The organism is Streptomyces sp. NPDC043854 (genome assembly GCF_056436005.1).
Window position 1 is genome coordinate 94,948 of the sequence record NZ_JBWKDK010000018.1, and the last position, 12,669, is coordinate 107,616.

The following is a 12,669-nucleotide window of genomic DNA, read 5'->3' on the forward strand; positions in this document are numbered from 1 at the left end:
CATGTCGAGGGGTTTCGCGCAGGTGCCCGGCGGCAGGACCCACCGCTCAGCAGGCTCCCACCAGCCGATCGGCGGGGGCATTCGGGACATGTGGCGGATGGTTGCGGCGGCAACGGTCGCCGAACCTGAGTGTGTACGCACATCCGGCGCTGGCGCGCCGGCGCCCCCGGGACCGACCCGGCACCGCTGGCTCTGCCGAGGAGCGACGGCGTACGGCCCATACGCCCCGACCACTCCCGCCACACCGGTCGACCGGCCGGTGCGGCGGTCACGCTCCGGCGCCACGCCGGCGCAGAAGGAGGGCAGCCACATGACGGTCCGCCTGACACTTGTGTGTGCGGCCTTGGGGAGCACCGCCGGCATCTTCGGCGAGCGGCCCCGAGGCGCGCGGGCGCCGTACGCGGCGACCGTGGCCGGTGCGTCCCCGCCACCCCACTCGTCCCCCCTCCGGGCTCCCTCGAGCCGCTGCGCGACCACCGCCGACGAGCTCGGACTGAAGGCCACACCCGAGCCGGCCCTGCGCGATTTCGACTACGGCGAGTGGGGCGGCTGCCGGATAGCCGAGATCGCCGCCATCAACCCCTACGGTTTCAGTGCATGGCTCACGGACCCCGACGCCACACCGCACGGCGGGGAATCCGTCCGGCAGCTCTGCCGCAGGACCGCCACCTGGCTGGACGACCTGCCGCAGGACGAGGAGGAGGCCCTGGCCATCACCGAACCGGGCGTCATCCGCGCCACGATCCTGCACGTCCTGTCCGTTCCGGCCACGGCCTTCTGGCACCTCAACGTGCCTCCCCTGTCCACCGTGACCGTCACCTCACACGCCGGCCGCTGGGACGTCCACCTCGACGGCATCACGCTCTGAACCGTCTGCAGGACCCGGGGCTGCGGTGCGTTCACGACTGGACGCTTCGGTCGAGACGGTTGCGGGCGGTGGGTCGGCCACGCGGCGATGCCCGTTGCCAAGGGCCGTCCAGGTCGCCTGCCCCGACCAGGTCTTGGTCCACAGTGCTCCACCTGCGCGTCAGCCTCGCCTTTTTGGTCACGGCCAGGAGAGCCCAGCCCGGCCCGTGAAGACGCGAGGTTGGCGTCCCGTGTCCTGGCGGCGGTAGCGAACGTCTTCCTGTGGCCGACGGCCCACTGTTTGACCGATCGGAACTGACGTACAAGTGAAGGCTGTGCGACATCCGGTCGGCCCGTGCTCGGGGAGGGCACAGCGGTCTGCCGAACCGTGCTCGTCTCGATCGATCGTTTCAGGGGGCATCATGCGCATACGTTTACGTGCCTGGACTCTGGTCGCCGCAGGCCTGCTCGCCGTGGGCGCCGGTCCGGCGTACGGAGCTGACACGTCGTCGGCCGAGTCGCCGGCGGGGTCCGTACAGTACACCGTGCAGGACCTCGGCACCCTGGGCGGTACCCGCAGCAAGGCGACCGCCATCGATGGCAACACGGTCGTCGGGAGCTCACTGACGAGCGGCGACGCCGCCGAACACGCCTTCGCGTACGACCTGCGCAGGCACGCCATGACCGATCTCGGCACGCTGGGGCACTCGAGCCGGGCGTCCGGCGTGGACGGGGATTGGGTCGTCGGGGAATCAGAGCTCTCCACCGACGGCCCGACTCATGGATTCGCCTACAACCTCCGGACCCGCCGGCTCGTCGACATCGGCACTCTCGGCGGCAGCAGCACCAACATCACCGGCCTCGACGGTGACACCGTGGTGGGGACGTCGTCGCTGTCCGGCGACGTGGTCACCCATGCGTTCGCGTACAGCCTGCGCACCCGGACCATGACCGATCTCGGCAGCCTCGCCGGCCCATCGGGCGACAGCACCGCGGCGGCCGTCAGCGGTGCGATCGTCGTGGGCAGCTCCTCCCTGCCGAACGCGCCTGCCACCACAATGCACGGGTTCGCGTACGACCTGCGCACCCGGACGATGACCGATCTCGGCACCCTCGGCGGAAGCTCCAGCACAGCCAACGACATCAGCGGTTCAACCGTGGTCGGCCAGTCGCGAACGGCCGGCAACGGCCTCACCGGATACGCCTACGACCTCCGCACCGGCATCCGCACGGACCTGGGGTCCCGCTTCCTGACCGCGCAGCTGATCAGCGGGAGCACCGTGGTCGGCGGGGACGGCTTGCTCTCCAGCTCGTTCGACCTCAAGACGCACACCAGGGCCATGATCGGCTCCGGGCGTGGTGTCACCAAGGTCAGGCAGATCGCCGGGAATCTCGCGGTCGGTGACAACTTCGCCCCCAATTCCTTCGCCTTCGTCGCCCGCGTCGACAACGGCGACTTCACCTACCTGGCCTCCCTCGGCGGCCTCAACTCCTCCGCGACGCAAATCAACTGCCACGGCGTCGTCGCAGGCAGCGCAGCACTCCCGTCCGCTGATCCGTTCACTGCCAACGGCCCGTTCCATGCCGCCGTCTGGGTGCCGCACACGGGGGCGTAGGGGAGCGAAGCCGCGGAGATGAAGGCGTGTACGAGACCGTCGCGGTGAACGAGATGCGCAGCCGGGTAAGGCAACTCGCTGCCCCCGCCCGACCACCACGATCGCGGCCCCAGATCACCAACCGCATGGGCAGCAAGGCTCGTTGCCGGGCATTGTAGAGGCCGATGACTTGGGCACGTACGTCATGCAGGCCTCGAGCCCGGGGCTCGCAGTGACGGGCGCAGGGTCAGCCCGCGACGCAGCGCGAACGCGGAGGCGGCGCTCGGTCAGGACCCGTTCGACGGTGATCCCGGCGCTGGCGAAGTAGGCGTGCGCGCGGGTCCAGAAGCCGGTGGCGGCCTTCTTCTTCCTCTCGTCGGTGAGGATCTCGCTGTAGGCGAGGCGGGAGCGCGGAAGCGGAGTCCGCGATCACCACCGCACCGAGCCGCAGGACACGGCAGCCGGGACCCCGGCCGAGGGCGACGCCAATAAGCTCTGACGCTCCGACCAGCCTGCCGGTAGGGGGCGCCGCGACCACGGGGCGCCCCCTACCGCAATGCATCACTGCGCCCGGACGGCTTCGGCTCGCACGGACATGGCGTGCGCCGCCCGCACGGCCGGATCACCGGCCTCCAGCAGCTCGGCCATGGTCCGGCCGTCGGGGACCTCGAACCTGACCGCCTCGGGCGTCGTCCCCATGCGTAGGACCCCGAGGCCCTCGTGGCACGCCGCCATCACGGCGTAGAAGTGCATCTCACGATCGTACGCGGCCTGCACGGCGGGCATACTCCGGGGGTCGTAGTGGAGGGACGACACGGGGACGGCGTTGTACCCCTTCGGGACCTTCCCGAACTTCCCCCTGAGGGTATCGATGTTCAACCCGTTCAGGCCGAAGGCGCAGTGCACCCACCCTTGTTCCTCCAAACGCGGCCAAATTCCGTACGTATCCCGCTCATTGGCGGAGGCCATCGCGCCGGCAACGGAGAACATGTGGCGCCGGACCATGGGGTGCGCGTAGATCCCCTCCAGGTACGACCCCAGGTGCTTGCGGTGGACGTCGAACAACGCGTACAACACGGTCACGGCGTAGGACAACCTGAAGTACGCCGTGACCGTACTGAATTCCCACCCGTTCTCCCGCGCCGTGAGCCGTCCGACGTCCTGGGCGAGCATCACCCAGTGGGTCGCCATGACATCCGCGTCCGTCTCGGCGAACCGTCTGAAGTACCGCTCGTCCTCGGGGGTGCGCACCACGTCGAGTTGCTTCATGACGCGGAGTTGCGGGCCGTGCCGACGGTAGACGTGCGCGGCTTCGTGGCCGATGACGAACATCAGGGCGAGGGACGTCATGGACGCGACGTCGTAAGCGGCCTCCGGCGTGCAGACGCCGGAATGCAGCACCTCCAGTTCCTTCCGCCAGTCCGTCCGCGCGTCCGGTGTGCCGAACAGCGGATGCAGTCCCCGAGGCAGTCGCCACAGGGACTCCCACTCCGCGTCCACATCGCCGAGGACCAGCATGACCTTGCCGCCCCGGAGATAGCCGCACAGGAGGTCGGCGAGGACGTAGAACCGGCAGACGAGCCCGAGGGGAATCGTGATCACGTGGTGGTTCGGGGCGATCTCCTTGGCCCGGCAGGTGAAGAACGGGGAATCGACCAGTTCCACCGTGGTGCGGACCCCGATGGCGCGGTCGAAGTCCGACAGCTGCGCCCGCATGATCATGTGTGAGAGCCGGCACGCTTCGACTGCGTCCTCGGACATGAAAGCGGGGAATCCGGCAGGCTGCACCGGCCCGCCCATGGCGTCGACGAACTCAGTCGCTTCCACTCTGGCCGTTCCCCCGCGTCCCGGTACCGCACAGCCGGTGGAGTCCCGCGTGCACGACCTTCACGGCCAGGACGGTGGCTGGCACGTCCAGCCCGATCTGTGCGTGCAGGACGGCATCGACGACGGCGGCGGCCAGGAGCCGGTTGCCCTCACCGGGGTCTTCCGCGGCCCGCATCACCGCGGGATTCCCGCAGACGGCTTCGCGTAGCCGTCCCTGTAGGGAGGCGAACCACCGGCGTGCGATGAAGAGGCGCTCCTCGTCGTCGTCCTCCCGGCTGCCGAAGTCCTCGCCGACCAGGTGCCGGGCGATCAACAGATCGATCTCGTGTTCGGGCAGTTCCATGAGCTCTGCCAGCCCGTTCCGCATGTTCCCCCCGGAGGTGCGAGTTTCCCCCAGTCTGCCGTTCGCCGGGTGCGGGCGCGGGCGATTCGGGGAAGCCGCCGCATTCCTCCGCCTGCGCCATACCGAAGTTCGCCGCTCGCCTCCCTTCTCACGGAGACTCAGGCCATGCCCGGCCACCTTCCGCACCTCGGGGGAACCTCACGCCGCCTGCTGGACTGGCTGCGTTCGCACGGCAGCGTCATGGCCGTCGGTGCCGAGGGGTACAGGTGTCCACAGCGCCGAACTGGCCAGCGACCTCATCGACGAGGGGTGGGAGGTGGACCCGGTGGACCTGGCCACCGTCCCCCCGTACATCACGAGCAAGACCCGGCGCTTCGGGACCTGGCACCTGGACGTGGAGCCGCCCGAGGACGAGGCGGTGGGGCGGCTGCGGATGGCCGCGTGACCCGACCTCACCCCGCCCGTGAGCTTGCCCAATCCTCGTGCACCGGCGGATGCCGCTTCATCCCGGACGGCGAAGCAATGACCGCTCCCGCACGCACGGGGCGCTCCGCGCCGCCTTCCTTCTGGGTTCCTGGGGGGCGGCTCTCGCCACAGACCGACGGTTGGGATCGGAGGGTGCCGGCGTGGGGCTGGAGGGAGCCGTCGAAGGCGGCGGATCCGATGGTGAAGGCGTCGGCTCCGGCTGATGCGAGCGCCTGTATCTGATCGGTGCTGGTGATGGAGCCGGCGACGACCAAGCGGCCCGTGGTGGCGGCGCGGGCGGCGCGGACCAGGTCGAGAGGGTCGGCATCGGTGGCGCGGTACGCGAGGAGGTCGACGCCGGCGCAGCCGGCGGCCTCCGCTCGTCGGCAGTCATCGGCGATGCGGTCCGGGCCGCCGGCGAGGCGGGTGGGGTGCCCCAGGGTGATCCGGGGAACGGCCGCTCCCCGCCCGGGTGAGGGCCGTGCCGGCGCACTCCCGCTGCCCCGTGGCCTTGTGGCCCGGATGCGTGGCGGGCCAGGAGGCTTCGGTCTGGTTGCCGCTTGCGTCATAGACGTAGCGCTCGGTCCATTCCGAGGCACACACGCCGGTGACGCGGCCCACCGCATCCAGCTCGAAGTGGCGGATGCCGGAAAACCGGTCGTCCATCGCCACGAGCTTGCCGCAGCGTCATCGCGATACGTGTAGGAGCGGTGCTGAGGCTGCGCTGCGCACTCGAAACCAGGTGGTCCGTAAGGCGGCCGTGTTCGTCGTATGTGGAGGGAAAGTAAGCCCCTCCCCGATACGACGGGCCGTCTCGCGGCCTGCGGGCGCTCCGACCGGAGTTCCGTGAAGCCCCAGTTCGCCCAGCCCTGGCCCCTGCAGAAACCCGTTCGGATCACCAAAGCGCCCATTCGGGTTACTTCCATACGTCTCCCGAGCGAGAGGCGCGCGGTTGGGGTAGGTCGTTTCACGCAAAGGACCTTGGGATCCATGAGGAGATCATTCTGTGTACGCAGTAATTCGGCGTTACGAAGGGGTGACTGACCCTGCCGAGGCGGGACGCCTGGTGGACGAGGGATTCGTGCCCCTCCTCCGCCAGGTCCCCGGTTTCGTGGCTTACTACTGGATTGACGCCGGGGATGGAGTGATGGTCTCTACCAGCGTCTTTGAAGACCAGGCTGGGGCCCAAGAGTCGATCAAGAGGGCGTCGGACTTCGTACGGGAAAACCTCGCGTCACTGCTCCCCAATCGCCCTCAGGTCACGGCCGGCCAGGTTGTGGCTGCTGGGTAGCACCCCAACGCGACCGACCGTACTGGGAATGCTGGTTGGAGCGGGAGACGGCTGCCGTGTGCGGGTGGAGGGCCTGCGGGAGGAAGCTGCGCGGCCGGCTGAAGTGCTGGAGGCCGCGGAGGTCGAGCACGAAGGGCCCGGATCATCTCACGCGCCTCGCGCCTCGCTCAGACGAAGTATTCCTCGGGGCCGCATCCTGCGCGGACGGTGTCGAGGGTGAAGCAGTGGCAGCCGCCTGCGAGCAGGCGCCGGTGGGGGTGGCGGACCGGGATGACCGTGAACCCGTGAGTCTCCAGGGTCTTCACCAGGCGGGGTGCCTGGGAGTTGACGATCACGGTGGACTCGTCAAGGGAGAGGACGTTCGTGTCGATGTAGAGGCTGGTGAGCGTCAGGTCTTCGGGGCCGTAGTCGGGGAACTCGCCGGCGTCGGTTCGGGGGCGTAGATCGTGTCCCAGCGCCTGAGCGGCTCCGGAAGGTGGTCGAGAACGTGGGGGCCGCGCAGGAGGAGCTTTGCCGGGACGCAGGCGCAGGGCCTGGGTATCGATGTGGTTGTTGGCCAGGCTGCGTATGACGTGGAGGCGGAACCGGTCGCCGAGGTGGCGGCGGAGCCAGCGCGCGCCCAGGGCGTGGTGCGCGGTGGAGACGTTCGCCAGCAGATCACGGCCCAGGCGCAGGCACTGCGCCCCGTCGAACGTCATCTCCACCCCCACGTCGTGCGTGTCGCCGCTCGCGACGTTGCCGTTGCCGTCGCCGTCGGCAGGCACGTGGTCGGGGGCCTTCGCGCTTGCCGGGGTCAGGTCGAAGGAGGTGTCGGCCATGATGGGGCGGGGCATCGACCTCCAGCGTGTTCCGTTCGAGGTAGTGGGCGAAAACCGGCTTCAGGCAGTCGTTCTCCCAATAGCAGGCCCGCACCTGGGGAGCGGTCTCCAGGATCTCGGCGCCCAGGATGATGGCCTGGTCGCGGATGTTGAGTGCGGGCGTAGTGGCGCTGCTGGAAGCGCCTTCCTGCTGGAACGACGGAGACCTTGGACAAGCCTCATCGTCTCAGCGCTCAGAAGGCATTCTCGCTCTCCCGCTCAAGATCCGACGTGGCAAGTGAAACTCGCAGGCTAAGGGCTTGCAGATCATTAACACGGTGTCTTGATCTTGCTCTCGGGGTCGTTGCTCTGGGCGAGAACCCGCGCGTGGAGGACCGTGAGGGCGGCTGGCGGAGTAGCGGCGGGTGGGATGGCGATGTCGTGTGCTTCGAGCAGTTTCCTGATCTTCAGCAGGGTGCGGTGCATGGCTGTGCGACTACTGCCGAAGAGCACGGCGAGGGGTTCCGCGGCCAGGGCGAGGTGCAGGTGGAGCACGGTGGCCAGGACCTGATCAGGGAAGGCGAGCCGGGGCGGACGGCCGCGCCGGTCGTCCCTGTCCGGGGCGAGAGCCTTTGTGAGGTCATTCAGTTGCTGCGGGGACATGCCGGTCAGTGCGGGGTCGGTCAGCAGTGCCTGGTTCCACTCCGGCTCTGGTGTGTGTGGGGCCCGGGCCGTCGGGACGGCCGGGGCCGGCTGGGGGTGCAGGACGTAGTTCCAGTCGCCGTGGAAGCCGTGGCGGGTCAGTGGCAGAGCCGCCATCTCCGCGTCACCGATCTGCACTCCGGTCGGGTAGGTGCTGGTGTCGAGTTCGGCATGCACCCGTAGTCCGGTGCGGGTGGTCGTTGCGGCGATGGACTGGACGATGACTTCGTGGCTGGTCAGCGGGCGGCCCCGCCAGTTCATGGTGATGTGGGAGAAGAGCCGGTGTTCGACCTTGTTCCATTTCGATGTGCCCGGCGGCAGGTGGCAGACGGTGATCGTCAGGCCCGTCTCAGCGGAGAGTCGGGCAAGTTCGAGTTTCCAGGCCCGGGTGCGGTAGCCGTTGGAGCCGCCCGCGTCGGCGGTGATCAGCAGCTCGCGCGCAGCTCGCGTGCGGCCGCGGCGCACCGCCAGCCGCCCTCACGGTGCGGTCGGCGGTGACGCCGCCCTCCCTTGATTCCCTGCAAGCCCTTTAGATGTCGGAGAACGAGAAGAGGACCCATAGGTAGCCGATTGCCAGCAGCGTGATCACGAGCAACCCTCCCGCGACGGCCGACTTCGACTTCTTGCTGCGACTGCGCCACTCGGCCGGCTTCCGGCGCTTCTGCTTGATCTGACTCATGGCTGCAGTCTGTTCATTCACGCATCAGGGCACATGAGTACGAGACCCAGGCGGACGTGAGTATCAGTACTCGGCATGGGCTCCGAATGCTCCCGTGACCTCCTGTGACACCCGCACTGACACCGACCTTGCTGCTGTGCTCGACGACTGGCTACAGGACGTCTCCGGAGCGTCGCGATCCCAGGGCGGCATCATTCGGGAGGAATATCCGTCTTGATGCCGGTTTGGGCATCTGGTGCGGAGGTGGGGCTCGCGGACCCGGCTGGAACGGGTCTTCACCGGTCGCTCTGCCCGCGCCCTGCGCAATCGCTTCACCGATGTCTGCGAGCCGGTCGCGCCGCTCGGCCACCCGGCCGTCCACCATCTCACCGGCTCCTTGCGCAAGGTGGCCACCGCCGCGAACGACACCGACCTGATCTACCTGTGGGCGGACACCGGGTACCGCCAAGCCCGCGACGAACCCCCACCACCCAGACCCTCGCCGCCTCACCACCCGGACGGAAATCTCATGGCGGGGTGCCGTCTTCAGGCTGAAGACCGCAGGCGCGGGTGGCCACAGCTTCGAGGGGGTCTACCCGTGGAGCCGCGGCCTCACGCCTCGGGCGGTGCCCCACTCTCCCGGCGCTGCCGCCGGCGGTAATTGCGCATGGATACCTGGGAGCCGCAGCCGGTACTGCAGTAAAGCCCTGCCCCGTTGCGAGTGCGGTCGAAGAAACCGAAATGGCACGGGGGGTTGCGGCATGCCTTGATACGTCCCCAGTCGCCGGTCTGCGCGAAGGTCGTCACCGCGGCCAGTACGGTCCCGAACACACGCGGCACCCCTGCCTGCGGTGATGCCAGCTCGACACCACCGGCTGTGACCACCGTCGCCAGCGGGTAGAGCGCACCTGCGCGCCGCAGGTGTTGCTCGGCGTGCCGGAGCGGCTCGCCCAGGCTCTCCTCATCGCCCGAGTGTGCGAGCAGCAGGGTCACCAGGGCGTCGCGCAGCTCGCGTGCGGCCGCGGCATCGGCATCGGTCGCCACGGTCTCGCCGCCGAACTCGTCGTGCTCCGCCAGCCACGCGGCGAACGAGTGCCCGTCCCTGAACAGCTCTCGCCGGCCGCCTCCGTCCGCGCGCGTGTTCACGAACGCGAGCACGGTCTCCACCGCCGGCATGACGGTGCGCGGGCTGGGTTTCGCAGATCCGGCTGCAGCACTGCTCATCACCCCATCCTACATCAGCAAGAAGAGGCACTAAGTCGTCTAACGGGCAACGCACAGCACGACCTCGCTTGACGCGTTATGAGCTAACAGCTTACGGTCGCAACATGAACGGAACTTCAAACGAGCAGACCAGCCCCCGCACATGGCTCATCACCGGCGCGACCTCCGGCATCGGCCGCGAACTGACCCTCCAGGCACTGGAGAACGGCGACGTCGTCTCGGCGATCGCCCGCGACACCGCTTCCCTGGACGAACTGACCCAAGCGCACGGCGACCGCCTGCTCCTCATCCCTGCGGACGTGCGTGACGAGCGGGCCGTCCGGGAAGCTGTGGAGCGCACGCTCTCGCGGTTCGGCCGTATCGACGTGGTGGCCAACAACGCCGGCTACGGACTCTTCGGAGCCGTCGAGGAAGCCTCCGACACACAGGTCCGCGCCGTGTTCGACACCAACGTCTTCGGAGTGCTCAACGTGCTCCGCGCGACGCTGCCGGTACTCCGCGCCCAGCGATCCGGACACATCCTCCAGGGCTCGTCGGTCTACGGGCAGTCCGCCCACCCCGGCGTGGGACTGCTGGCCGCGACCAAGTACGCGGTCGAGGGACTGTCGGACGCACTGGTGGCCGAGGTCGCACCGCTCGGCATCAAGGTCACGATCATCCAGCCCGGAATGACCGCCACCCCCTTCCTGTCCAACCTCGACGTCGCTGCCGGCCTCGACGACTACGACCAGACCGTCCGCGAGGTCCAGAAGGGCATCGGAGAACTGCCCGCATCCGCGTTCTCCTCCGCAGCCCGGATCGCCGAAGGCATCCGAACCGCAGTCGACAGCCCCAACCCCCCGCTGCGCCTGGCCCTCGGCACCTCCAGCGCCACCGGCATGCGCACCGCCCTGGAAGCCCGCACCGCAGACCTGGACAACTGGAATCGCGTGACCGACGCCGTCGACAGGTAGGGTGTAGCGCACCGCGTCACTCAGGCGCGCCAAGACGTCGTCGGTGTTGCGCTCCGGATGCTCCTTGAGGTCCGTGGCAACCTTCCGCTTGAGGGAGTCGGAGGACTTGAGGCGGTAGTCGAAACCGACGAGCTCGGCCTGGCTGAGGTCGGCGGCAGCCCGTACGTCGCGGCTGATCGACGGCTCCGCCGCGCGGGCACGGGCAAGGTACGCATCGACCTTGCGGTTGTCCGCGGCGTTCAGGCACAGCCCGTCGCGCTCCCAGCCATCCGGGTCGTCGCCGCACTGCCCCGGTCGTGGCCGTGGCCAGGGCGGCGGCCAGTACGGCGGCCGCCCGGCCCAGGTGGTGCGTGCTCATACAGCGGGAGTGTCCCTTCTTGGAGCCTGGCACCGCCTGCACCGGATGAACGGGGCGGGCAGTGATCGTCGCCGGGGACAACGGGAGGAAGGATGCAGAAGTACCGCGAAGCAGCCCCAGATATCGGGCAATGGCGTGATGGCACCGCCCGGCTGCGGAATCGTGCGGCGCAGCGGTGCTGTCAGCCAGCCGCCGAGCCGGTGACCGCCATGAGCGCGTGGTCGAGCTCGACAGGGCATCGGGCCAAGGGCCGGCACTACCGCTTGGCGCACCGCGCCACAATGAGCGGCGCCCGCAGTGGGGGAGGAGGGCGGATACGGGCCGTGCCACCCTTGCTGCCACTGGCAAGAAACCCGTGACGACTGTGCTCGCTGTCAAAACGCCTCGATTGGATGACAGCGGACAGCCCTGTCCCGTCTCAAACGATCTGGTCTGCAGGCAGGTCGTGACCTGCGACGACCAGATCGATGGAGACACCAGGGTGCCGAAATCGCAGATGCTCTGGTCCCGGAAGCCGGGAGACCGGGTGTTGTCTCAGGTGATCTGGTCCGTGTCAGCGTACGGAGCGGTCCAAACCGAGCTGCATCACGGCAACGCATGGGCCCAGGGCGGCGGTCAGGAAGGGCAGGTGCGTGCCTTCGGCGGACACTCCGGTGCGCCTGCGGGCTGCTCGGCCTGGCTCTGGCGGGCCTCGGGGTAGTGGCGGTTCATGAACTCAGCCGTGATCTCCATCTGCCGGAGCATGCCCTCAGTCTGCTCCCGCGTCGCACGCGTGCTGTGGCCGGCCAGCGCGCTGCTGCCGGTCTTGAGGTAGACCGGGGAGGCCACCCGGACGAACTCCGGCGCCTCATACGTACGGATGAACCCGCCGGAGGTCTTCGTGTTGTCCACGTGCACGTCCAGCGGGACCCGCACGGACTGCCGTAGTGCCGCGATGATCGGAAGCGTCAGATCGCGTACCGGATTGAGACTGTCGGCCCCGAGGCGCTCCAGCACCTGGGCCGCCGCGCCGTTCCCGAGCCCGCAGTGCGCGGAGATCTTCAGGTGGGTGTCCTGCGGGATCCTCCCTGCGGCCCGCAGCCGGGCCAGGACCGACAGCAGGCCCTCGTCGTGCAGGATGAAACCACGCACCCCCGCGTCGACCGCCCGCCGGACGTCCTCCAACGCGCGGACAAGCTGCTCCTGGCCGCGCAGCCGGTAGCCGATCCGCACGCCCTCCTGGGTCTGCACCGTCGCGCCGATGTCGTAGATGGCGCGCGGGCCCACCGACATGAGGATCTGCGCCCCGTACTCGCGGCCAAGGGCGACATAGTCGCGGACCTCGCCGAGTGTGTGCCGGCTTAGGCCGAAGGTCTCGGTGACCCGGTTGATGGTGAACCCGCGCTTCGCACTCGTGGACAGCAGGGTCTCGACGGCCTGCACGGTGTTGACCGTCGGGGCCTCGAACCGCCAGTGGCAGCCGTCCGCGAACGTCGCGCCCGACACCAGCGTGTTGGTGTCGGGATCACGGTCGGGCACACCCAGCTCGCGCAACCACTCCCGGCTCTCCTCGAAGAACATCCCCATGCCTCGTCGCTCTCCTAACGCCCCGTCATCTCTCGTGTCCGACA

General features: G+C 68.8%; 12 protein-coding genes and 2 pseudogenes. 5 read left to right on the forward strand and 9 right to left on the reverse strand.

Annotated elements, in window-relative coordinates; all coding sequences use genetic code 11:
• The first annotated feature begins 310 nt into the window (after positions 1 to 310).
• Both AC068A_RS18505 and AC068A_RS18510 read left to right on the forward strand, forming a co-directional pair.
• Entirely contained in the window at positions 311 to 868 is a 558-nt protein-coding gene (locus tag AC068A_RS18505) for a histidine phosphatase family protein (protein WP_478586130.1), read from the forward strand.
• A gap of 400 nt (positions 869 to 1,268) precedes the next feature.
• Positions 1,269 to 2,462: a hypothetical protein gene (locus AC068A_RS18510; protein ID WP_478586132.1), complete on the forward strand. Its 1,194-nt coding sequence runs from the start codon at positions 1,269 to 1,271 to the stop codon at positions 2,460 to 2,462.
• A 261-nt stretch (positions 2,463 to 2,723) separates the two neighbouring features.
• On the opposite strand, the pseudogene AC068A_RS18515 reads toward AC068A_RS18510, so the two are convergent.
• The 3 genes and pseudogenes from AC068A_RS18515 to AC068A_RS18525 form a co-directional block, all read right to left on the reverse strand.
• Positions 2,724 to 2,849 (reverse strand): annotated as a pseudogene (locus AC068A_RS18515) (IS481 family transposase); the annotation flags it as partial.
• Positions 2,850 to 3,002: 153 nt separating this feature from the next.
• Positions 3,003 to 4,268 (reverse strand): hypothetical protein, encoded by a 1,266-nt coding sequence (locus tag AC068A_RS18520; protein ID WP_478586134.1) that lies wholly within the window; start codon positions 4,266 to 4,268, stop codon positions 3,003 to 3,005.
• Positions 4,255 to 4,611, reverse strand: a complete 357-nt coding sequence (locus AC068A_RS18525; RefSeq protein ID WP_478586136.1) for a hypothetical protein — start codon at positions 4,609 to 4,611, stop codon at positions 4,255 to 4,257. Before AC068A_RS18525 ends, AC068A_RS18520 begins: the two co-directional genes overlap by 14 nt.
• A gap of 250 nt (positions 4,612 to 4,861) precedes the next feature.
• On the opposite strand from AC068A_RS18525, the gene AC068A_RS18530 reads away from it, so the two are divergent.
• Positions 4,862 to 5,056: a hypothetical protein gene (locus AC068A_RS18530; protein WP_478586138.1), complete on the forward strand. Its 195-nt coding sequence runs from the start codon at positions 4,862 to 4,864 to the stop codon at positions 5,054 to 5,056.
• Between the two features lie 7 nt (positions 5,057 to 5,063).
• On the opposite strand, the gene AC068A_RS18535 is transcribed toward AC068A_RS18530, so the two are convergent.
• The 4 genes and pseudogenes from AC068A_RS18535 to AC068A_RS18550 form a co-directional block, all read right to left on the reverse strand.
• On the reverse strand, positions 5,064 to 6,068 hold the full coding sequence (locus tag AC068A_RS18535; RefSeq protein ID WP_478586139.1) for a HisA/HisF-related TIM barrel protein: 1,005 nt from the start codon (positions 6,066 to 6,068) through the stop codon (positions 5,064 to 5,066).
• A 466-nt stretch (positions 6,069 to 6,534) separates the two neighbouring features.
• Positions 6,535 to 7,200 (reverse strand): hypothetical protein, encoded by a 666-nt coding sequence (locus tag AC068A_RS18540; RefSeq protein ID WP_478586141.1) that lies wholly within the window; start codon positions 7,198 to 7,200, stop codon positions 6,535 to 6,537.
• Between the two features lie 294 nt (positions 7,201 to 7,494).
• Positions 7,495 to 8,307 (reverse strand): annotated as a pseudogene (locus AC068A_RS18545) (ISAzo13 family transposase); the annotation flags it as partial.
• An 88-nt stretch (positions 8,308 to 8,395) separates the two neighbouring features.
• On the reverse strand, positions 8,396 to 8,545 hold the full coding sequence (locus AC068A_RS18550; RefSeq protein WP_478586143.1) for a hypothetical protein: 150 nt from the start codon (positions 8,543 to 8,545) through the stop codon (positions 8,396 to 8,398).
• Between the two features lie 235 nt (positions 8,546 to 8,780).
• Between AC068A_RS18550 and AC068A_RS18555 the strand changes: the two genes are divergently transcribed.
• A complete protein-coding gene (locus AC068A_RS18555) occupies positions 8,781 to 9,185 on the forward strand; it encodes a nitronate monooxygenase (protein ID WP_478586144.1) in 405 nt (134 codons plus the stop codon).
• On the opposite strand, the gene AC068A_RS18560 is transcribed toward AC068A_RS18555, so the two are convergent.
• The gene (locus AC068A_RS18560) at positions 9,137 to 9,748 is read right to left on the reverse strand and encodes a CGNR zinc finger domain-containing protein (RefSeq protein WP_478586146.1); all 612 of its coding nucleotides are present in this window, start codon (positions 9,746 to 9,748) and stop codon (positions 9,137 to 9,139) included. The two genes, AC068A_RS18555 and AC068A_RS18560, sit on opposite strands and share 49 nt — an antisense overlap.
• Before the next feature lie 104 nt (positions 9,749 to 9,852).
• Between AC068A_RS18560 and AC068A_RS18565 the strand changes: the two genes are divergently transcribed.
• Positions 9,853 to 10,701 carry an SDR family NAD(P)-dependent oxidoreductase gene (locus AC068A_RS18565; protein ID WP_478586148.1) on the forward strand — a complete coding sequence of 283 codons (849 nt, stop codon included), beginning with the start codon at positions 9,853 to 9,855 and terminating at the stop codon, positions 10,699 to 10,701.
• A 973-nt stretch (positions 10,702 to 11,674) separates the two neighbouring features.
• Here AC068A_RS18565 and AC068A_RS18570 read toward each other — a convergent pair.
• Complete coding sequence (locus tag AC068A_RS18570; RefSeq protein ID WP_478586150.1) at positions 11,675 to 12,625, reverse strand: peptidase; 951 nt, start codon at positions 12,623 to 12,625, stop codon at positions 11,675 to 11,677.
• Between the last annotated feature and the right edge of the window lie 44 nt (positions 12,626 to 12,669).

Bases quoted from the DNA above. Each gene is read 5' to 3' on its own strand.
- AC068A_RS18505 (WP_478586130.1), top strand. From the start codon at position 311: ATGACGGTCCGCCTGACACTTGTGTGTGCGGCCTTGGGGAGCACCGCC.
- AC068A_RS18510 (WP_478586132.1), top strand. From the start codon at position 1,269: ATGCGCATACGTTTACGTGCCTGGACTCTGGTCGCCGCAGGCCTGCTC.
- AC068A_RS18525 (WP_478586136.1), bottom strand. From the start codon at position 4,611: ATGGAACTGCCCGAACACGAGATCGATCTGTTGATCGCCCGGCACCTG.
- AC068A_RS18535 (WP_478586139.1), bottom strand. From the start codon at position 6,068: ATGGATCCCAAGGTCCTTTGCGTGAAACGACCTACCCCAACCGCGCGC.
- AC068A_RS18540 (WP_478586141.1), bottom strand. From the start codon at position 7,200: ATGCCCCGCCCCATCATGGCCGACACCTCCTTCGACCTGACCCCGGCA.
- AC068A_RS18550 (WP_478586143.1), bottom strand. From the start codon at position 8,545: ATGAGTCAGATCAAGCAGAAGCGCCGGAAGCCGGCCGAGTGGCGCAGT.
- AC068A_RS18560 (WP_478586146.1), bottom strand. From the start codon at position 9,748: ATGAGCAGTGCTGCAGCCGGATCTGCGAAACCCAGCCCGCGCACCGTC.
- AC068A_RS18565 (WP_478586148.1), top strand. From the start codon at position 9,853: ATGAACGGAACTTCAAACGAGCAGACCAGCCCCCGCACATGGCTCATC.
- AC068A_RS18570 (WP_478586150.1), bottom strand. From the start codon at position 12,625: ATGGGGATGTTCTTCGAGGAGAGCCGGGAGTGGTTGCGCGAGCTGGGT.